Consider the following 16,244-nt stretch of genomic DNA (forward strand, 5'->3'; position numbering starts at 1 on the left):
GCGACTCCGCTGAAGACGTGATCGTTCACTACGAGATTGGGTTTTCCGATGGGTACCGGCGCGCCATAAATGACGTGTGCGAGAACCGGATCTCAGAACTATGGTGCCCTGCCCCGGAACTGGACGCGGGACGCGCGCGCCGGCTCGGGCTGTCGGAGCGCCCGCGGTGACCGGGCCTCTGCACTACGAGGCGGACGAGCTGGACGAGCTGGACCAGGCGCCGCCGCTGTTCGTAGACGTGGCAGCGTTGCTGGCCGGCGGCATCCCGGAGCCACCCAAACCGGTCCTGCTGACGCGGGAGGACGGGCATTCTCTTTTCTACGCGGGGAAAACGAACATTCTGTTCGGTGACCCGGAGTGCGGCAAGTCGTGGATCGCATACTCGGCGGTCGCGGAAGCGCTGACCGACGGCCGGCGAGCGGCGATCGTTGACGCGGACCACAACGGAGCCGCCGAGATCATTCCCCGCCTGTTGGCGCTCGGGGTGCATCCGAAGATCCTCGGTGACCAGGACGTGTTTCGCCTTGCTGAGCCGGAGGAGTCCGAAGAGTTGCTAGCCGTGGTCGGGGAACTACGGGATTGGCGGCCGGCTGTTGCCGTAGTGGATAGTTTGGGTGAAATCATCCCGATGTTGCGGCTGTCGTCGAATAGCCCGGATGAGTACACGCAGGGCCACCGGTTGACGTTGAGCGCGCTGGCCAGCTCCGGCGCGGTCGTGGTTGCGATCGACCACTTGCCGAAGTCCGATGACGCCCGCGACAGGGGCGCTACGGGGACGCTGGCAAAACTTCGGGCGATCAACGGCGCCAGTTACCGCGTAACGGTGGCTGAGCCGTTCTCTCCGGGCCTGGGGGGCGCGGCGAGCCTCGTTGTCCACAAGGACCGCCCTGGGGGCGTGAGGGAGCACTGCACGGGCGAGAAACGGACCCCTGGCGGGCCGGTACATCCTGGACGCGCTACCGAACGGTGGGGTGCGGTGGCGGATCGTCACCGCGACCTTGCCGCTACCACCGATGGACCGTTCGTACGCCGACGTGGCTGAAGTCGACGCATTGGACCCGCCGCCGAAATCCAAACGCGACGTGATGGACCGCACCGGTTGGGGCAGCGGACGGGCTCTCAGAGCGCTCCAAGACTGGCACAAGATGCAGTCTGATGAGGCGCGGTCCGGGGGGTGGTCCGGGTGATCATTTTGCTTCTCGTAAACGTGCAGGCCAGGGGGCGGTCCGGCGGTCCCCCTTATAGGGGGGGGGACCACCGGACCACCGCCCTGGGAAGTGGTCCCGGACCGGTCCGGGACCGGTCCGGACCACTCCTTTGACAAAAACCCCCACCAACTGACAGGAGACCGCCGCCATGTCCGCCGACCGCACCTCAACCACACGCAACTGGTTCGTCTATGGCATCGCCATTGGCGTTTCAGCCGGCCTCAACGCGGGGGCCCCCTGATCGTCATCATCAGCCAACACATCTGGGGCTGACCGCCGGCGGACCTGGCCTGCACTGAGCGCAGGTCGGGTCCGCCGGACTGTCACTGCTCCGCGTAAAAGGACACGGTCGCGAGGCTGAAATAGTTGACGCCGCCGGTTACGACAGCCGGTCCTTGCCAGACGATTTGACCAGCGCTGTTCACGTCGACGCGACCGAACACGTTGGCGCCAGCGTTTGTCCCGGCGACCGCGAACACCTCCGTACGTCCGGCGGCCGGACGAAACCCGGCAGGCAGTGTGGCGACGACCGCGCCCACCACCGACGCGGCACCACCAGTCACTTGCCCGCGCAGCGAGACACGCCCAAATGCGTCCCGGAAATACCCCGCCGGCGAGCCCCCGTCCTTGAAGCCGTTGACGTAGCTGGGTCCGGTCCAGGTCAAGGCGACGGTACCGCTCGCCGGCTGCAATGGCTGGCCGGCGATCTTAGGGGTGTGCGCGCCGCCGGGATATGGGGCGAGATTGCCGTCAAGATAGACGTTGCTTGCGCTCATGAAGATGGTGTCCGCGCTAGTGCTCAGCACCTCCGGCGTGGTCGCTCCGCCGACGATGACGTTGTCCCCGAGAAGACCGATTCGGCAGCCGAGACCGTCCGCGTTGTCGCCCTTGTTTCGCAGCAATATCTGCGATTGAGTGTCACCGACCTGGTTCGCATTCCAGGGCGAGAGTAGCGCCACACTAGCGCGAGTCGCGTCCGTTCCCGATGGGATGGTCCCGATAGCACCAGGATTCCAGGCCTGCCCACTGACGTTCTTGGGCTCCAAAGCTATCCACGCGCCCAAAAAAGGACCGCTAGTGGTCGAATAGCTGCCAGCGAAAGTCTTCACCTGCGAGCCGTCAGTGAACGTCACGATGACCGTTCCACCGTCGATCAGCAAGGACGCAAACTCAGCGGTGCCGTCCGCGTTGACCGACCATCCGGTCGACCCGGCCACATAGTTCGGACTCTTGATCGCACTTCGAACCAGCGCGGTGCCGGCGACGATCGGGTTGCTGAAGGGCACGGTCACTGCTCCAAGGGTGCTTGGCCGGGTGGGTACTGGACGACCTGACATACCAGCGTTGCCCTTGCGCCCGCGTCCCCACCGGCCCACACGCAAAACAACGTCTCGCCCTGGCGGAGCACGATCCGCGTGTTGGAAGAGTCGTTCGCGCCCGTGTATGAGCCTTCGATGAAGTTCACTTGGGCCGGGAAGTTCTTGAACAGCTTCGCGGTCGGTTGCAGCGTCGAACTGGACACCGAAACGCCCATGTTCACCAGGACCCAGTCACCGCCGGTCGGGGTGATGAGCACCTGCCCGGCGCCCGTCGCGTCCAGGGTCACTGACGATGCCTTTGGAAATTGCTGCTGCACTTACATCGCCGCCTGACGCTGGGCTGTGCGGGTCGCGGTGATCTTCGAGACGTGCGACGGGGATAGCTTCGTGGCCCGGGCGATGACTCGGATCCCCATCCGATCCGAAGCGTCCGCATCCTCGATCTCCCGGTCCCGTGCCTCTCTGTCCTCGGCTGCTATCTGGGCAGAGATCCGGGCGGCCTCGGCGAGTGCTTCGAGTCTTTCAATTGTTGCCATGTAGAACACCCTTCAGGGCCTGCAACGGATGCTAAATTCCTACCTCAAGGGTACCCCTACCCCGTACTAGTAGCGAACACTGATGTTAGGTGTCGGAACAGAAAGCAGGGTGTTCGTGACTGACACACCGAAACTCAGGGTTCGGGGTGCCTGTCCGAAATGTAAGCGGATCGTCAGCCACTTCGCCCCCAAAGGCCGCACCACTTGGCGCGGTCCCTGCCCGAAACCGGACTGCGGCGGGATCGTGTTCGCCCGCCGCATTCCCGACTCCGAAGCAGCGACCGCGCCGACCGCAACGCCGGACGGCGACCCGCCCACGGAGACACCGAAACCCACCGGCACACCACGCAAAAAGATTGTGAAGGTCCAAGCGTATGAGCGAGCCGTACGACCCGGAGCTGAGCTCGATCCCAACGTTCAGCCAACCCCGCCCCCTGGATCCCCCGATCCCGGAGCCGACGCCGGAAAACCCCGACCAGAGCAGCCCACCGCCGGAGGACCCGACCCCAAACCGGGGCCTCCTGTCAAGGCTGACCGGCCGGAAGTCGAATCGCACGACGTTTACGGCCGATACGGGTACTGAACCCCGCGCCAAGGCAACGGCGGCTGATGTTGAGGCCCTGATGGTCGGGGTCGTGGGGCTGGTTTTCCTTGGTGGCGCGTGGATGTACCGGCAACGGACCCGGCAGAAGCTCCGCATGCCCACCGACACCGAGTCCAGGCGGATCGCAGCCCCCCTGGGGCGCATCGCGGCCCGGCACGCCGACCTCGGCATCCTCGGCCCGGACCTCACTGACGTGATCCTCGCCGGCACAGCTTTCGGCGCGTACGTGAACAAAGCGCCACTCGCTGACGGTCCGGACATTAACCCCAACCCTGGCAGAGCAGCCCGAACAAACCGACTACCTGGAGAACTGACATGCTCGCGAAACTTCGCGCAATCGCTCAACAGACCGATATGACCACCCTTCTTGCGGTGGCCGTGGTCGGCTGGGGCCTCACCCACCTCGGAAAGGCCCTCGCCGAGCGGCAGGACTCCGTCGCGGCTTTGACCAACAAAGCCGCCCAGGTGGCTGGGGAGCTGGCGCAGCGGGAACAGGAGCTGGCGCACGCAAACGCTCAACTGGCCGCCATCCGAGCGCAGGCCCGCGCGGAGGCGACTTACCCGACCGTGGAGGACGTTGACCCGCTGGCGACCGGGGAAAACTGACATGCTGTCCGTCTTTTGCGACATATGCGGGAAACGCTGATGGCGGGCACGTTCGACCAGCGCGGGCAGCTGGTCATCGGTGACGGCCGGATCATCTCTTGTTTCGGGAAAAAGCGGTCTGGTAAGTCGATCATGGGGACCCTGCTTTTCCGCTCGTACCCCGGCGACCGACCGGATCGTGATTGACGTTGCCGGCGACGACGGGCCGATGGGTCCCGACGTGGTCGACCTCAAGGGCACCGTGGTGGATCTGCCGCGCCGCTGGCCGGAATCAAAGCGCAAGGACAAGGAGCGCATGACGCTCCGCTATGTCCCTGACCCCGGCTCGCCGACGAGGCTTGAGGACGTAGACGCCGTGGTCGCGCTCGCGCTTTCGCACGGTGACTGCGCTCTGCTCATCCACGAGGTCAACTATGTGGCCCCGTCCGGGCGGGTGCCGGCGCACATGTCCCGTCTGCTGCACCAAAACCGGCACCGCAACGTGACCGCGATCCTGTGCGACCCGCGCCCGATCACCGTCGACGCGTTGGTGTTGGCGCAATCCGATGTGGTGTACGTGTTCGAAATGAACGTCGTGCAGGACCGCGAACGGATCGCGCAAACGATCGGGTGGAACACGAAAGACTTCGCTGAGGGTGTGACCGATCTCGGGCCGCATGAATACCTGCGGTACGACGCGAACCAGCCGAAACCCGCCAGCGCGACGACGACCCCGACTACCGCCTGGTGCACTTCCCGGCCCTGCCGGAGGACGTAGCCAAGCAAACGTACGACTGGGCCCACGGAGGCAAATAGTGGAAAAGCATCCCGATGGTGAGGACCGCGTCCAGATCGACGGCTACGTGTGCTCGGACTGCGGCGGCAAGAACAACTTTTGCCGCTGGTGCTTCGGAACCGGCATCCTCTCCGAGGAGCGCCTGGCCGCGCTGAACTGGCACTACACCCAGATCATGGCCAAGGGGGCGGAGTGATGGACGAGCAGACCGTACGCGTGATCCTGGTGAAGGCGCCCCGCAAGACGGAGCCCTGGGAGAAGGCTCTCTGCGTGGCCCTGGTCGTGATGGCTGCCTACGAGATGGTCAGGCCGCACCGATGACCGATGTTGGTTACGCCCGGGTATCGACCGTGGACCAGGACCCGGAACTTCAGGTCAGTGCACTGAGGGCCGCGGGGTGGAGAAGGTGTTTACCGAGCACGCCAGTGGGGCCAAGGTCGACCGACCGGAGTTGGCGGCGGTACTGGACTACTTGCGGCCGGGTGACACGCTGAAGGTCTGGAAGCTGGACCGGCTCGGGCGGTCACTGCCGCACTTGATCCAGATCATCACGGACTTGGACGCGCGTGACATTGAATTCGTGTCACTGACGGAAGGTTTCGACACTCGCACGGCCATGGGCCGGCTCATCTTTCAGATCATGGGCGGCCTGGCTGAATTTGAGCGCGAGCTGATCCGGGAACGCACCATTGCCGGGCTCGCGGTCGCGCGCGCGAACGGCCGGTTCGGTGGCCGGCGGCGGGTGCTGAATGGCGCACAGGTCCGTCAGGTGCTCCGGATGCGGGACGAGAAGATCCCCGTTGCTGAGATCGCGCGCGTGTTTGGGTGCGGCCGGGCGACCGTGTACCGGGTACTGGACGCGGCATAATCAAGGCTGACGCTCCCCAGGGGATGTTCCTGGGCCAGGTCGGGAGTGCTGCCGGACGACCACAGCCAAAGAAGGCAGATGTGCCCCTGGGGAGCCGTTGTCCGAATCCCAGAGTGCCTGGAGAATGCGAGGCATTCAATTGAGACGGCTTTTCGGACGCATGGAATCCCTGTAGCGGGACGGAAAGCGTCCACTGTTCGGCATTGCCCGTTTACGGACAATTCCCGAAGTACCTTTCTGATGATTGGTCGCCGAGCGCGGCCACAATCACAGAGAGAGGTGTTCACACAGTGAACATGAAAAGCATCGCCACCTCTGCGGTGGTCGCGCTGATCGTCGTCATCGCGTACGACCAGGTCAAGGCTCGGACGGGAAAGTAACCGTGAGCATCAGGCTCGCCGGTAAGCGAGCGTCCTTCTGGATCGCAGTGGGCGGCGTGGCTCTGCTGGCGAACTTCGCCGCCGAGCTGGCCGCTCAGAAGATCCCGCTGCCCGGCCTCCGCAAATTCGTGGCCTTCACCCACTGCGGACCCACCAAAGGAGAGAACCAGTAATGGCTGTTGGAGCCGCAGTTAACCCAGGGTCCGCGCTCGTGCAGAGCGTGCAGGGTGTCCAGTCCCCCGGAATGGTCTTCAACCCGGATTTGTTCTTCAAGGCCACGCGTCGGCAGCGTTTCCCTATGCAGCCGAAGAAAGCCATCAACGGCATCGGGTCAAGCGATGTGATCACGCTGACCCAGGAAGGCATCGTTTCGGCGCTGGAAGTGCGCGTGTCGGGAACGGTGACCTTCGGCGGAACGATCGGCACGACCACGATGTCGTACGAATGGCCGCTGAACTTGATCAAGAACCTCGCGCTTTCCGCGAACGGGCAGAGCACCCTGATTTCCGCGCGTGGCCTGCTCTTGCGGTCGGTGGAGTTCATCGCGAACCCGAAGCTCGATGATAATGGGCTGGCCGCGACTTTCGGCACCACGGCGGTCACGTCCGGGTCGCTGAAATTCCCGACCGACGACTGGGGCACCTCGGCGGGTAACTCGCTGAACCCGGGCGCGAACGTCCCGGCGGTCGGCACCTACACCGTCGACTTGACATTCTTGGTTCCGATCGCAGCGGATCAGCGGTCGCTGGTGGGATCGCTGTTCGCGCAGACCTCGGCGTCGAACCTGACCTGCACGATCAACTGGAACACTCAAGGCGCGGCGGCCGGCGGCACCTCATCGTCCGGTCTGATCTCGGCGATGGGCGCGTCGGCTACGTTCGCGTCGGCGCTGAACGTTGAGGTAGTGGGCCTGGCGTACAGCATCCCGATCGTCAATGGCACCCCGGTCATTCCGGACCTGTCGACTTTCCACGGTCTGAACGAAATCCAGTACGGCGGGCTGACCCAGGGAACCAACGGGCCGATCCTGTCGGGTACCGGCGTTGGCCGGACCATGCTTCGTCTGATTTCCCAGGTCACGACCGGCGCGACCGCGACCGTCCCGCTGGCCGTCAACGACACCAACTACGCGACGGTCGGTTGGGGTTACGGCGGAAATACTGTCCCGGAGTCGTACGATCGGGGTGGTACCTGGAATGTTCAGACGTACCGGACTGCTGGCGTCAACCTCGGCGTGAACTGGGGCGTCGGGCTGTGGGACTTCTGCTCGGATAACGCCGTTCGCGACGTGATCGACCAGGGCACCACTTCTAGCCTCCGGATTCTCCTGGGTCTGGTCGCTGCGCCGACCCAGGGCATCGCGTACATCACCCAAGAAACCCTGTTCGCTGGCGCGGTCGGCGCGTAAAGGAGATCGACCATGCTCGCAGATGGAAGCCCGTTCACCGACTCGTCGCATCTGACGGCGAGCGGTCTGTACGGCTACGCGGGTCAGGGTCCGACCTACGGCATCGCGTCGCCGATCCAGCAACTGGCGTCCGATGAACTGGACCAGGGGTGGCGGGCTCTCATCGACCCGCATAATCCCTTGGTTTGGTTCGGGGCGCTGCTTCTGGTGACGGTCGGCGCGGTCGGTGTGGCCGGCTCTGTGAAGCTCGGGCCGGCGAAGGTGTCGGCGTCGGTCGGTAAGAGCTGACATGTCCGCTCGCGGTGCCGAAGCCATCCTGAAAGCCAAGGGTCTCACGCCCCCAAAGCCGAAACCGATCAATGGACCGGGTTCTGACTCTGGGGATTCCGCGAAACCTCAGGAGGATGGCTCTGGGACAACTCCGAACCGCGCGGTTCGGGGAACAGCGCGCCAGCAGGTCACCGATGAGAACATCCGACCGAAACTCAACGCGGCCAAGGAAGCCGCCGATGAGGCCGAGGACGACGGCAGCGGCCGAGCGTCGGCAGTCGGCGAAAAGGTCGGCAAGGCCGTAGGGCAACCGATCGGCGCTGGTTTGTCGATGGGCAATGAGGCCGCCGGGTTCATCCTCGGGCTGATGGTCTGGGGCTGGGTGGTGCGGCCGTTCCTTCAGAAGGGCGTGCCGGGTGTCAAGGCGGTGCTGATGGCGAAGTTCTTCAACAAGAAGGCTGATGGGAGTGACCTGACATGACTGGTGGACTGCTGCTGGTTGTCGGCGGCATCTGGGTGCTTTGCCAGGTGTTTGGCGGTAAAGCTCTTCAGCGGCTCGCGATCCTGCCGCCGGCCGGGAGCTGACCGTGTGGGGTTTCTTGTCCGGGACGCTGCTGTTGATCGTCATTCAGCAGGTTGTGCAGCCCGGCGCGTCCGACCGGCTAGCGGCTGGCGGTGGGGTCATCGCCAGCGCGCTGTCCCGGCTGTTGTCCGAGAGCGTGGCCGGCGTCCCCAAGACCAAGGGCGCGAAGGCGGCCGAGTCGGCTGCGACGAGCCAGCAGGGCAACGGGGTGGTGCCGGGCAACGTGCTGCCCGGTTGGGGTGCGCTGGGGCAGACCGGCTCGCCGGGGCCTAATGCGACACCGGAGCAGCTTCAGCAGTGGGCCGGGAAAATGTTCAATGGATAGGGGAAAGTGATGCTGCGTAAGGGACTTCTCTACACGGCGGCCCTGGTCGGTGTGTACCTGTTGGTCGCGAACGCGACCGGCGCTGGGCGGGTCATCTCCGCTGGCGCGGCCGGGTACGCGACCGGCGTCAAAGCACTCCAGGGGCGCTGAACCGTGGCCTTCTCCTTCAAGCGCCGCAGGACGGTGCCCGGCAACGGAACCGTCGTACCGGTGCCGGTTTACGGCCCCGATCAGCTGGCGGTCGACCGCGCGAACAGCATGTTTCGTGTCCAGCAACCCATCCTCGCCGATGTCCCGGGGTATCTACGAAGGGCAGCCGGCGTTCCTGTCCGGTGACCGTGGCTCCGGAATCTCCGGCCACAAATACTCCGGTGGGGTATACGTGGACGGGCACAACGTGCAGGTCCAAAACTTCTATTCCGCCGTCCACCCGCAGGCAAACCCGATGGACGCGTTGGTCGGGGTTTCGAGCCTGCCCAACACCGGCAGCGTCACCGGGACCGGCGGCACCGCGAGCGCGGTCGCGCTGATGGGTCTTGGTCAAGGCTGCTGGGTCTGGGGAACTGACGTGCCTTTCAACCTGGACGAGATCAAGGGCGTGTTCAAGAACAAGTACGCGCTCGCGGGGGTCGCTGTGGCGGTCGGTGCCGGCGGGTATGTGCTCTACCGGCGGAGCAAGGTGTCAGCTGGCACTGGGTCAACCACCCCGGATGCTTCTACGGCGACCGGGGTTACCGGGGTTGGCAGCGGCACCGCCGACACCACCGGCAACGACGTGGCCACATGGCTGGGGTCGTACTCGCAGAACTTGCAAAACACCCTGAACCAGCAACTGTCCGCGTACGGCACGACCCTCAACGACGCCCTGAAGGGGATCACGCCGACCACGCCGGCGCCGACCACCACGGACGTTGGCCCGTACCCCGGCACCCCGCGACCGACCGGGACGACCGCGTATGTCACCAAGGCCGGGCAGGGATGGGCTGACGTGCTGTCCGCGCTCGGGTTCTCCGGTACGTCGGACGCGACTGCCCTGGAGCAGTGGAACGTACCCACACGGGACGACTGCGGTCGTGAACGGAAAGGCTCAGAAGAGCAACGCTGCCGCATCCGGCTACCAGACGTTCGGCGTCGGCACGGTGCTCGCGGTCCCGACCTCCAGTCCCGGGAAGCTGTAGGCGCGCCGTGACGACCCGGTCCCCGGAGCAGGTCTATGTTTTGGCGCGGCAGGCGGGATTCACCGACCAAGGCGCGGTGATCATGACCGCGATCGCGGGCGCGGAGTCCGGGTACGATGACGCGGACCTCGGCGACGTTGGACTGGAGAACGAGACCTGGGGGCCGTCCTATGGCCTGTTCCAGGTCCGTACGCAGAAATCGGCGACCGGCACGGGCGGCGACCGTGACCAGACTTGGCTGGCGGCCTCGGACCTGAACCAGGCCAAGGCCGCGTACGCGATCTCCAGCGGCGGCACGAACTTCGGGCCGTGGACCACCTACACCAGCGGCAAGTACCAGTCGTTCCTGTCCGGCGCGAAGGCAGCGGCCAGTTCCGTGGGCGCCAACCTGGGGTCGTTCGTTGACGGCCTAGGCGACGCCTTGACGAACCCGCTGGGAGCCGCGCAGAGCGCGGCTACCTCCACCCTGGACGCCGTCATCACCCCGCTGCTGGAGGGCGGCAAACAACTGGGCTTCACCGCGGGCTTTGCCGCGCTCGGTGGGCTGCTGCTCATCGGCGGCCTGGTGGTGTTCGTCTACCCGCACGCGAAGAAGAACGCGGCGACGGTCGCCAAGGTCGCGGGGGCCGCGATATGAGCGGTCTGGACACGTTCCTGGCGCTGGCGGCCTCGGAGGTTGGCAAGCCGTACGTTTTCGGCGGCGCGACCGGCCCGAACACTTTCGACTGCTCCGGGCTGGTGCAGTTCGCGCTGTCCGCAGTCGGGATCAAGGCGCCCCGGCTCGCGCTCGACCAGGAGCACTGGACCACCCCCGTAACCAACCCCCAGCCCGGTGACCTGGTCTTTTGGGGCAATGGTGACCACGAGAGTGCGCATGTCGCGATCTACGTCGGCGGCGGCAAGGTGATCTCGGCGCCACAGCCCGGCGAGAACGTGAAAATCCAGAACGTCTGGCAGGGCGACGCGTCGCAACCAGGCCCCCGGTACGGGCGGGTCCCAGGCCTGGGAGCGGCCACCGCCGGCCTGGTCGGCAGCGTGCAGGGCGCAGCGGGCAACCTGGCCAGCTCCGTCAGCAGTTCGTTTGTCGGGCCGCTCCTGGACGGCCTCAAGGGCATCGTGATGCCGCTCGGGTTCGCCGGGATCGGCATCGCTCTCGTGGTGGCCGGCGGTTTCCTGGTCGCCCGGCCACAGATCAAGAAGCAGACCGACCAGCTAACGGAGGCACTCACATGAGCGTGATCGATGTAGGCGGTCTGCCCGCTGGCTCCGCGCGCGGCAAGACCGCTGAGCGGATCCTGTTCGCGGAGATGCTGTCCCGGCTGGAAGCGATGCAGGCCAGCCAGACCAGCTTTATGGAACGGTCCAAGGCGGCTGCTGCTGAATAGTGTTCTCGCTGTTGAGACGGCGATTTTCGACGCGTCGGGGATGATTTCCAGGAACTACCACGCCCCGGCTGGTTGCATCCAGGTCCGGAACCCCGGCGTGCACATGATCACCGTCTCATCGGCCGGCCCCACCGGTTCCGCTCCGCAGGTCGGTCCGGGGGTGTGGCAGATCCCGGCCGCGTCACGTGACACGGTCTCGCTGGGGTCAACGATTTTCACCTTGTACGGCACCGCCGGGGACACCGTCTCGTTTCAGGTGTTCACGATCGGACCGCAGCCGGGGGCCGTGTGATGGCCGTCCCGAAGCCGCTGTTCAAAGACAAGAACGTGGCGGTGGCGGTCGGGGTGGCGCTGTTCCTCGGCGGGTCGTTCTGCCTCTACGACGCGTGGGAGCGCCGGGGCGGCAAGACACCGCTCGTGGCGCGCTGGGCGACGTGGTGGTGACGGTGGATCTCGTAGCGTTGTCCAGCGTCCTCGGTGGGTTCGCGGGCGCGGCCGTGGTCATCGGGGGCGCCGTGAAGTTCATCGTGTGCCCGCTCCGGAAGTTGATCCGGCAACAGGAAGAGTTCCGGGAGGACTGGTACGGCGAGCTGGCGCGGCCCGGCCGGCCGGCTGTTCCCGGCGTACCGGAGCGAATCCGCGCGATCGAGGCAGAGTTTCAGCCCGACCACGGCGGGTCGATGCGCGACGCAGTCAACCGGCTGGAGCTGGGTCTGACGGAGCACATCAGCCATCACCAAAACCCCTGATCAGACCGTCAGTCGGCGGCGATCTGGTAGACGAGCTGGTAGCGCTCGCTGGACATGACCATCCGGTTCGCCTCGATCGGCCGGTCTCCGGCGTACGCGACCCGGATGACCTCGATAACGGGGTACGCGGCGGGGATCTGTAGCTGTTCGCTCTCGCGTGGGCGTGGCGGGCGCGCGGACACGAGTTCCGTGTAGTGGGTCAGGTGGGTGCCGGACTCTTCGATCCGGGCGTACATGCCGCCGGGGCCGGTGTCGGTTTTCTCGATGCCGGCGGCTTCCGCGATGTCCACGGGGATGTACGAGACGGCCAGCTGCACGGTCTCGCCGTCTGCGCGCATGATCCGGTCACGTACGGCCACGTCGGTGCCGGGCTCGATGTCCAGGTACTTGGCGATGTCCGCCGGTACGGCCTCGCGGTAGATCTTCACCGTGACCGCTGGTTTCCAGTTGCCGGTGGCGGCGTCGGACATGAACGTCCCGCGCCCGGCGGCGCGCTCGGCGGCGGAGAGCCGGTTGCGGGATAGGCGTATGACGGGTTTGCGTTCGGACACGAACCAGCCGCGTCCGGAGACGCTGACGACCAGGCCCTCGGCGCGTAGCTGGTCAATCGCGTTTTGGATGGTGTTGCGGGCGACTCCGAAGCGCTGCATCAGTTCCGTACCGGACGCCAGCCGAGCGCCGGGGGCGCTGCCCGCGATCTCCTGGCGGAGCGTGTCAGCGATCTGTGACCACGGTCGTACAGCCATCCGGAGAGCGTACCTGAGCTACTTGCGTAGCCGGTGTGGCGACGCTACGTTAGCCACCTATCTGCGCTACTTAGATAGGTGGTCCGATGCAGAGGCACTACCTCGGAGGCCCGTTGTCCCCACGTGGCGTACGCAACGCGTTCTTGGTGACTTTCCCCAGCAAGGACGCGAACACTGCCGAACGTGCCCTGTCTGGCTGGTACGCCACCCTCACCCGCGAAGCCAAGACCCGGCACGAGATCCAATGGCTGAGCGCGACGGGCATCGCGTACACGCCACGCGAGATGGACACGGCCCGCGTCCAGCAGCTCCTGGAAGACCTGATGAACGGCCTTCGGGCGATATGACCGGCCAACACGAGCAGCCTGGCTCAGAGCCGTCCCGGGAGGTCCCTTCGGGTGAGGTCCGTGCCGATTACCTCGCCCGAGCTGAGGACGCCGAGCGTCGGGGGCTCCACTACGTCGCGTACCTGTGGCGCACGCTGGCCGCTGGCCGATGGCCGGAAACCGAACTACGGCTACTGGCGCGGCTAACGAGCCGCTGGCTCCCTGCTGCCGCAGCGTCGCGAGGCGGGGAGCCGGCAACCAACCCTCCGGGCACCACCCGGAGCGGACCGAACGACCCCACCGGTAAGGGGGCCCCGGTGGGGTCGTTTGCTGCCCGCCTACGACTGGTCCTCAGGCGTCTTGACGGGCTGGATGCCGAGCGCGGCCAGGACCATGCTGGCCCCGATGACCGCCCTGTCCATCTCTTGGCTGGTGAGGAGCGGGTGCAAGCCCTTGCTGGCGAGCAACGTCATTACGTCGCCGATGAAGACATGCGGGCTGTAGTTTTCGGGCATGGGGACCGGCTTTCCGGGCCGATCTCAGTTGAGGATATTTCAGGCCACAGCGCTACCGTCGTTTACGTGTGTTCCGTGTCCACGTACAGCGCTGAGCGGCCGATGCTCCTCTGGTATGTCAGCTACGGGTCCAACCTGAGCGCAGCGCGGTTCGGCTGCTACCTCTATGGCGGCCGCCCGACCGGTGCCCGGCGAACCTACCCGGGCTGCCGTGACCGCTCGGCGCCGCGCCGGACCGAGCCGGCCTGGCTGCCCGGTGGCGTCTATTTCGCCACCGAGTCGCCGACCTGGACCGGTGGAGTGGCTTTCCTGGATGCCACTATCGCAGATGCGGTGGCGGCGCGCCGCTACCTGGTGACGCCCGGTCAGTTCGCCGATGTGGTGGCACAGGAAATGCGCCGGCCTCCCCAGGCGGATCTCGACCTCACCGAGCTGCTCGATACCGGCCGGCAGCGGCTCGGAGGCGGTCGCTACGAGACGCTTGTACGGGTCGGCGAGCACGCCGGTTTTCCGATGGTCACTTTCACCGCGCCCTGGTCATTATCCGATGTGGACACCCGCGCCCCGTCCGCGGCTTATCTGCGGATGATCGGGCTGGGCCTGATGGAAACACATGGCTGGGATCCACTTCGTACGGCCGACTACCTGTGCGCTCGCCCCGGCGCGGCCGGGCATTGGTCGGTGGATGAGGTCAGTTCCCTGCTTTCTTCCTAAACTGTCCGCCAAACCGAAACCACCGCTACTGTCGGGCGTATGGCTGCTGTCGATGTGGCGCAATGCGAGGAATTCGTACGAACTGAGCTCGCCGAGCTGACCGGCGAGCCCGACACCGCCGCCGCGGAGGCGTTTCTGCAGCTCGGCGGTGATTCATTGCGGGCCGAGTTACTGGCTGGCGCGATTGAGGAAAGGTACGGCATTTCGATCGACACCGTGGCGATTCTGCATGCCGGCTCGATTCGGGCGCTGGCCGAACTCGTCGCCGCCAGTTAGCGCCATCGCAGGTCTGGTGACTCCAGTCCGGATGCCAGCATTGCCTGCCAATCCTTGGCAATCCGCTCGACCGACGACCGTGAGATCAACCGCGGCGCGAACCGCAGGATGACCCGCAACTCGCTGCCCTCGTCCAGGATCTGGATCCACAGGGCTCGGCGGGCGGTGAAGTTGAAGGCCCATTCCGAGGTCACCCGCAAGCCGGGAAAAAGTCCAGATCGCGGCGGTGACCGCGATAGCTCAGCGCGATCGCCGGTCGCACGCCACCGCCGCGGACCGCGCGATTCACTGGAATACGGCGAAATCGCTGCAACTCCCGCATTCTCGTATGCAGTGCCGTAGACAGCGCCCGAAAACTCCCGCCGAGGTGACCGGGCGCGGCCAGTGGCACCTCCTCGGCGAACATTCCGATGCTGTTGATCGTCGACCGCGTCCGGAGCCCGACCGCTACCCCGACGACCGGTTCCGGGTTTCCGTACCGATAAAGAATTCCGTAGAGCGCGGTTTGTATCAGCTCGAACAACGTGACCCCTAAGGCACTGCCGACCTCACGCATGTGGGCACGGGTGGCGCCGTCGAGGACGAACTCGTAGTAGTCGCCTGGATCGGTTTCCGGCGGCACCGCCGAAAGGCCGGGCAAGATGACCTCATCTGGCCGTCTCCAGTGTTCTCGCCAGAACTCCCGAGCCGCTGGCAGCATTTCGGTGAGATGCCTCTGTTCGTCCTGGAAATATTCGTCGTACTGGTAAGGCGGCGGGAAGGTCGACTGACCACTACCGGACACGATTGCCGCGTACGCCCGGGAAAGTTGCCGGCCGAAAAACTCCATCGATTCGCCGTCGAAGACGATGTGATGTGCTGTCACCAAAAGAACATGACATTTGTCATCGACAGCCACCAGTGTCATCCGCAGGAGCGGGCCTCGATCCAGCTCGAAGGGGCGGATCGTACGCTCCCGCAGCACCTCGGCGAGATCACCGCCAGCGGGCAGTTTCACCTTCTCCACAAACGGAAGCTCACCGCTCGCTCGCACAAAGGGCTCACCGTCGCGCTCGGGCAGCACGCTTGTCAGGACCGGATTGGCGGCGACCACCGCCCGGGTCGCGGCCAGCAAAGCCGACTCGTCCAGGACGCCTTCGAAGGTAAGTGTGAAGGGAAGGTGATACTGCGTCCGCACCTGGCCTCGGCGCTCACTGAGCCAGACGCCCTGTTGCGCCAACGAGGCCGGACCGTCCGCTGGCGCGGGTGCGTTCACCATTCACACTCCCTCACTATCCTTGTGCGGCAACAGAATGCGCGCACCACCATGGGCGGGGAAAGCAGAATCGTACGCCACCGTGGCACGGCCTGGTCATCTTGCGGACGTCCTGGGACATATCCGGCCGAGCTTCCTTCGTTAGTTTAATTCTTTCTGTTGACGACATGATTTTGCCGCAGTAGCGTCGCCACAACGCCGTGGCAGGAATATTTCCT

31 protein-coding genes are annotated in these 16,244 nt (G+C 65.4%); 24 read left to right on the forward strand and 7 right to left on the reverse strand.

The genetic code is table 11. The features are described from left to right. Positions 1 to 166: 166 nt before the first annotated feature. Positions 167 to 1,042, forward strand: a complete 876-nt coding sequence (locus tag GNX96_RS28160; protein WP_163570753.1) for a hypothetical protein — start codon at positions 167 to 169, stop codon at positions 1,040 to 1,042. A 489-nt stretch (positions 1,043 to 1,531) separates the two neighbouring features. Here the strand turns inward: GNX96_RS28160 and GNX96_RS28165 are convergent, their stop codons facing one another. Genes GNX96_RS28165 through GNX96_RS28175 form a run of 3 tightly spaced genes read right to left on the reverse strand, consistent with a single transcriptional unit; the run spans position 1,532 to position 3,063 of the window. Further along, positions 1,532 to 2,500 carry a hypothetical protein gene (locus GNX96_RS28165; protein ID WP_279581684.1) on the reverse strand — a complete coding sequence of 323 codons (969 nt, stop codon included), beginning with the start codon at positions 2,498 to 2,500 and terminating at the stop codon, positions 1,532 to 1,534. Further along, positions 2,497 to 2,814 carry a hypothetical protein gene (locus tag GNX96_RS28170; protein WP_163570759.1) on the reverse strand — a complete coding sequence of 106 codons (318 nt, stop codon included), beginning with the start codon at positions 2,812 to 2,814 and terminating at the stop codon, positions 2,497 to 2,499. The genes GNX96_RS28165 and GNX96_RS28170 overlap by 4 nt, the downstream gene beginning before the upstream one ends. Before the next feature lie 30 nt (positions 2,815 to 2,844). Continuing rightward, positions 2,845 to 3,063 (reverse strand): hypothetical protein, encoded by a 219-nt coding sequence (locus GNX96_RS28175; protein WP_163570761.1) that lies wholly within the window; start codon positions 3,061 to 3,063, stop codon positions 2,845 to 2,847. Between the two features lie 623 nt (positions 3,064 to 3,686). On the opposite strand from GNX96_RS28175, the gene GNX96_RS28180 reads away from it, so the two are divergent. From GNX96_RS28180 to GNX96_RS28270, 20 genes are all read left to right on the forward strand, one after another. Then, a complete protein-coding gene (locus tag GNX96_RS28180) occupies positions 3,687 to 4,025 on the forward strand; it encodes a hypothetical protein (RefSeq protein WP_163570763.1) in 339 nt (112 codons plus the stop codon). Next, entirely contained in the window at positions 4,022 to 4,273 is a 252-nt protein-coding gene (locus tag GNX96_RS28185) for a hypothetical protein (RefSeq protein WP_163570766.1), read from the forward strand. Before GNX96_RS28180 ends, GNX96_RS28185 begins: the two co-directional genes overlap by 4 nt. Before the next feature lie 39 nt (positions 4,274 to 4,312). After that, entirely contained in the window at positions 4,313 to 4,459 is a 147-nt protein-coding gene (locus GNX96_RS28190; protein ID WP_163570769.1) for a hypothetical protein, read from the forward strand. Then, positions 4,452 to 5,030 (forward strand): hypothetical protein, encoded by a 579-nt coding sequence (locus GNX96_RS28195; RefSeq protein WP_163570771.1) that lies wholly within the window; start codon positions 4,452 to 4,454, stop codon positions 5,028 to 5,030. Before GNX96_RS28190 ends, GNX96_RS28195 begins: the two co-directional genes overlap by 8 nt. A gap of 37 nt (positions 5,031 to 5,067) precedes the next feature. After that, a complete protein-coding gene (locus GNX96_RS28200) occupies positions 5,068 to 5,244 on the forward strand; it encodes a hypothetical protein (protein WP_163570773.1) in 177 nt (58 codons plus the stop codon). Further along, the gene (locus GNX96_RS55780) at positions 5,244 to 5,369 is read left to right on the forward strand and encodes a hypothetical protein (protein WP_279581685.1); all 126 of its coding nucleotides are present in this window, start codon (positions 5,244 to 5,246) and stop codon (positions 5,367 to 5,369) included. The genes GNX96_RS28200 and GNX96_RS55780 overlap by 1 nt, the downstream gene beginning before the upstream one ends. 76 nt (positions 5,370 to 5,445) lie before the next feature. Beyond that, entirely contained in the window at positions 5,446 to 5,916 is a 471-nt protein-coding gene (locus GNX96_RS28205; RefSeq protein ID WP_313885807.1) for a recombinase family protein, read from the forward strand. A gap of 382 nt (positions 5,917 to 6,298) precedes the next feature. Further along, complete coding sequence (locus GNX96_RS28210) at positions 6,299 to 6,469, forward strand: hypothetical protein (RefSeq protein ID WP_163570775.1); 171 nt, start codon at positions 6,299 to 6,301, stop codon at positions 6,467 to 6,469. Positions 6,470 to 6,507: 38 nt separating this feature from the next. Further along, positions 6,508 to 7,704, forward strand: coding sequence for a hypothetical protein (locus GNX96_RS28215; protein WP_163570778.1), 1,197 nt, complete (start codon positions 6,508 to 6,510; stop codon positions 7,702 to 7,704). Positions 7,705 to 7,716: 12 nt separating this feature from the next. Further along, complete coding sequence (locus GNX96_RS28220; RefSeq protein WP_163570780.1) at positions 7,717 to 7,992, forward strand: hypothetical protein; 276 nt, start codon at positions 7,717 to 7,719, stop codon at positions 7,990 to 7,992. A gap of 1 nt (position 7,993) precedes the next feature. Further along, entirely contained in the window at positions 7,994 to 8,455 is a 462-nt protein-coding gene (locus GNX96_RS28225) for a hypothetical protein (RefSeq protein WP_163570783.1), read from the forward strand. 106 nt (positions 8,456 to 8,561) lie between these two features. Further along, entirely contained in the window at positions 8,562 to 8,882 is a 321-nt protein-coding gene (locus GNX96_RS28230; protein ID WP_163570784.1) for a hypothetical protein, read from the forward strand. 9 nt (positions 8,883 to 8,891) lie between these two features. Beyond that, entirely contained in the window at positions 8,892 to 9,032 is a 141-nt protein-coding gene (locus GNX96_RS28235; protein ID WP_163570787.1) for a hypothetical protein, read from the forward strand. A 139-nt stretch (positions 9,033 to 9,171) separates the two neighbouring features. After that, complete coding sequence (locus GNX96_RS28240) at positions 9,172 to 10,071, forward strand: hypothetical protein (RefSeq protein WP_279581686.1); 900 nt, start codon at positions 9,172 to 9,174, stop codon at positions 10,069 to 10,071. 29 nt (positions 10,072 to 10,100) lie between these two features. Beyond that, positions 10,101 to 10,697, forward strand: coding sequence for a hypothetical protein (locus GNX96_RS28245; RefSeq protein WP_279581687.1), 597 nt, complete (start codon positions 10,101 to 10,103; stop codon positions 10,695 to 10,697). Further along, complete coding sequence (locus tag GNX96_RS28250) at positions 10,694 to 11,293, forward strand: C40 family peptidase (protein ID WP_163570794.1); 600 nt, start codon at positions 10,694 to 10,696, stop codon at positions 11,291 to 11,293. Before GNX96_RS28245 ends, GNX96_RS28250 begins: the two co-directional genes overlap by 4 nt. Further along, positions 11,290 to 11,445: a hypothetical protein gene (locus GNX96_RS28255; protein ID WP_163570797.1), complete on the forward strand. Its 156-nt coding sequence runs from the start codon at positions 11,290 to 11,292 to the stop codon at positions 11,443 to 11,445. The genes GNX96_RS28250 and GNX96_RS28255 overlap by 4 nt, the downstream gene beginning before the upstream one ends. A gap of 40 nt (positions 11,446 to 11,485) precedes the next feature. Next, a complete protein-coding gene (locus tag GNX96_RS28260) occupies positions 11,486 to 11,737 on the forward strand; it encodes a hypothetical protein (protein WP_163570799.1) in 252 nt (83 codons plus the stop codon). Further along, a complete protein-coding gene (locus tag GNX96_RS28265) occupies positions 11,737 to 11,889 on the forward strand; it encodes a hypothetical protein (protein ID WP_163570802.1) in 153 nt (50 codons plus the stop codon). Before GNX96_RS28260 ends, GNX96_RS28265 begins: the two co-directional genes overlap by 1 nt. After that, entirely contained in the window at positions 11,880 to 12,194 is a 315-nt protein-coding gene (locus GNX96_RS28270; protein ID WP_163570805.1) for a hypothetical protein, read from the forward strand. The genes GNX96_RS28265 and GNX96_RS28270 overlap by 10 nt, the downstream gene beginning before the upstream one ends. 8 nt (positions 12,195 to 12,202) lie before the next feature. On the opposite strand, the gene GNX96_RS28275 is transcribed toward GNX96_RS28270, so the two are convergent. After that, on the reverse strand, positions 12,203 to 12,940 hold the full coding sequence (locus GNX96_RS28275) for a GntR family transcriptional regulator (protein ID WP_163570807.1): 738 nt from the start codon (positions 12,938 to 12,940) through the stop codon (positions 12,203 to 12,205). An 86-nt stretch (positions 12,941 to 13,026) separates the two neighbouring features. Here GNX96_RS28275 and GNX96_RS28280 point away from each other — a divergent pair, with 86 nt between their 5' ends. After that, a complete protein-coding gene (locus GNX96_RS28280) occupies positions 13,027 to 13,287 on the forward strand; it encodes a hypothetical protein (protein ID WP_163570811.1) in 261 nt (86 codons plus the stop codon). A 317-nt stretch (positions 13,288 to 13,604) separates the two neighbouring features. On the opposite strand, the gene GNX96_RS28285 is transcribed toward GNX96_RS28280, so the two are convergent. Continuing rightward, positions 13,605 to 13,781 (reverse strand): hypothetical protein, encoded by a 177-nt coding sequence (locus GNX96_RS28285; RefSeq protein ID WP_163570814.1) that lies wholly within the window; start codon positions 13,779 to 13,781, stop codon positions 13,605 to 13,607. A gap of 75 nt (positions 13,782 to 13,856) precedes the next feature. Between GNX96_RS28285 and GNX96_RS28290 the strand changes: the two genes are divergently transcribed. Continuing rightward, positions 13,857 to 14,495, forward strand: coding sequence for a histone deacetylase (locus tag GNX96_RS28290; protein ID WP_279581688.1), 639 nt, complete (start codon positions 13,857 to 13,859; stop codon positions 14,493 to 14,495). 39 nt (positions 14,496 to 14,534) lie between these two features. Continuing rightward, positions 14,535 to 14,771, forward strand: coding sequence for an acyl carrier protein (locus GNX96_RS28295; protein ID WP_163570816.1), 237 nt, complete (start codon positions 14,535 to 14,537; stop codon positions 14,769 to 14,771). On the opposite strand, the gene GNX96_RS28300 is transcribed toward GNX96_RS28295, so the two are convergent. Together GNX96_RS28300 and GNX96_RS28305 are read right to left on the reverse strand one after the other, a co-directional pair. Continuing rightward, positions 14,768 to 14,965 (reverse strand): hypothetical protein, encoded by a 198-nt coding sequence (locus tag GNX96_RS28300; RefSeq protein ID WP_163570819.1) that lies wholly within the window; start codon positions 14,963 to 14,965, stop codon positions 14,768 to 14,770. The genes GNX96_RS28295 and GNX96_RS28300 overlap by 4 nt on opposite strands. Then, complete coding sequence (locus tag GNX96_RS28305) at positions 14,962 to 16,029, reverse strand: condensation domain-containing protein (protein WP_163570822.1); 1,068 nt, start codon at positions 16,027 to 16,029, stop codon at positions 14,962 to 14,964. The genes GNX96_RS28300 and GNX96_RS28305 overlap by 4 nt, the downstream gene beginning before the upstream one ends. Between the last annotated feature and the right edge of the window lie 215 nt (positions 16,030 to 16,244).

Source organism: Fodinicola feengrottensis (assembly GCF_010993775.1).
In the GTDB taxonomy this organism is placed as follows: Bacteria; Actinomycetota; Actinomycetes; order Mycobacteriales; family HKI-0501; genus Fodinicola; species Fodinicola feengrottensis.

Coding starts and splice junctions, on each gene's coding strand:
- GNX96_RS28175 (WP_163570761.1), bottom strand. CDS start 3,063: ATGGCAACAATTGAAAGACTCGAAGCACTCGCCGAGGCCGCCCGGATC.
- GNX96_RS28180 (WP_163570763.1), top strand. CDS start 3,687: ATGGTCGGGGTCGTGGGGCTGGTTTTCCTTGGTGGCGCGTGGATGTAC.
- GNX96_RS28185 (WP_163570766.1), top strand. CDS start 4,022: ATGACCACCCTTCTTGCGGTGGCCGTGGTCGGCTGGGGCCTCACCCAC.
- GNX96_RS28190 (WP_163570769.1), top strand. CDS start 4,313: ATGGCGGGCACGTTCGACCAGCGCGGGCAGCTGGTCATCGGTGACGGC.
- GNX96_RS55780 (WP_279581685.1), top strand. CDS start 5,244: ATGGACGAGCAGACCGTACGCGTGATCCTGGTGAAGGCGCCCCGCAAG.
- GNX96_RS28220 (WP_163570780.1), top strand. CDS start 7,717: ATGCTCGCAGATGGAAGCCCGTTCACCGACTCGTCGCATCTGACGGCG.
- GNX96_RS28225 (WP_163570783.1), top strand. CDS start 7,994: ATGTCCGCTCGCGGTGCCGAAGCCATCCTGAAAGCCAAGGGTCTCACG.
- GNX96_RS28235 (WP_163570787.1), top strand. CDS start 8,892: ATGCTGCGTAAGGGACTTCTCTACACGGCGGCCCTGGTCGGTGTGTAC.
- GNX96_RS28240 (WP_279581686.1), top strand. CDS start 9,172: ATGTCCCGGGGTATCTACGAAGGGCAGCCGGCGTTCCTGTCCGGTGAC.
- GNX96_RS28250 (WP_163570794.1), top strand. CDS start 10,694: ATGAGCGGTCTGGACACGTTCCTGGCGCTGGCGGCCTCGGAGGTTGGC.
- GNX96_RS28255 (WP_163570797.1), top strand. CDS start 11,290: ATGAGCGTGATCGATGTAGGCGGTCTGCCCGCTGGCTCCGCGCGCGGC.
- GNX96_RS28260 (WP_163570799.1), top strand. CDS start 11,486: ATGATTTCCAGGAACTACCACGCCCCGGCTGGTTGCATCCAGGTCCGG.
- GNX96_RS28265 (WP_163570802.1), top strand. CDS start 11,737: ATGGCCGTCCCGAAGCCGCTGTTCAAAGACAAGAACGTGGCGGTGGCG.
- GNX96_RS28275 (WP_163570807.1), bottom strand. CDS start 12,940: ATGGCTGTACGACCGTGGTCACAGATCGCTGACACGCTCCGCCAGGAG.
- GNX96_RS28280 (WP_163570811.1), top strand. CDS start 13,027: ATGCAGAGGCACTACCTCGGAGGCCCGTTGTCCCCACGTGGCGTACGC.
- GNX96_RS28285 (WP_163570814.1), bottom strand. CDS start 13,781: ATGCCCGAAAACTACAGCCCGCATGTCTTCATCGGCGACGTAATGACG.
- GNX96_RS28295 (WP_163570816.1), top strand. CDS start 14,535: ATGGCTGCTGTCGATGTGGCGCAATGCGAGGAATTCGTACGAACTGAG.
- GNX96_RS28305 (WP_163570822.1), bottom strand. CDS start 16,029: ATGGTGAACGCACCCGCGCCAGCGGACGGTCCGGCCTCGTTGGCGCAA.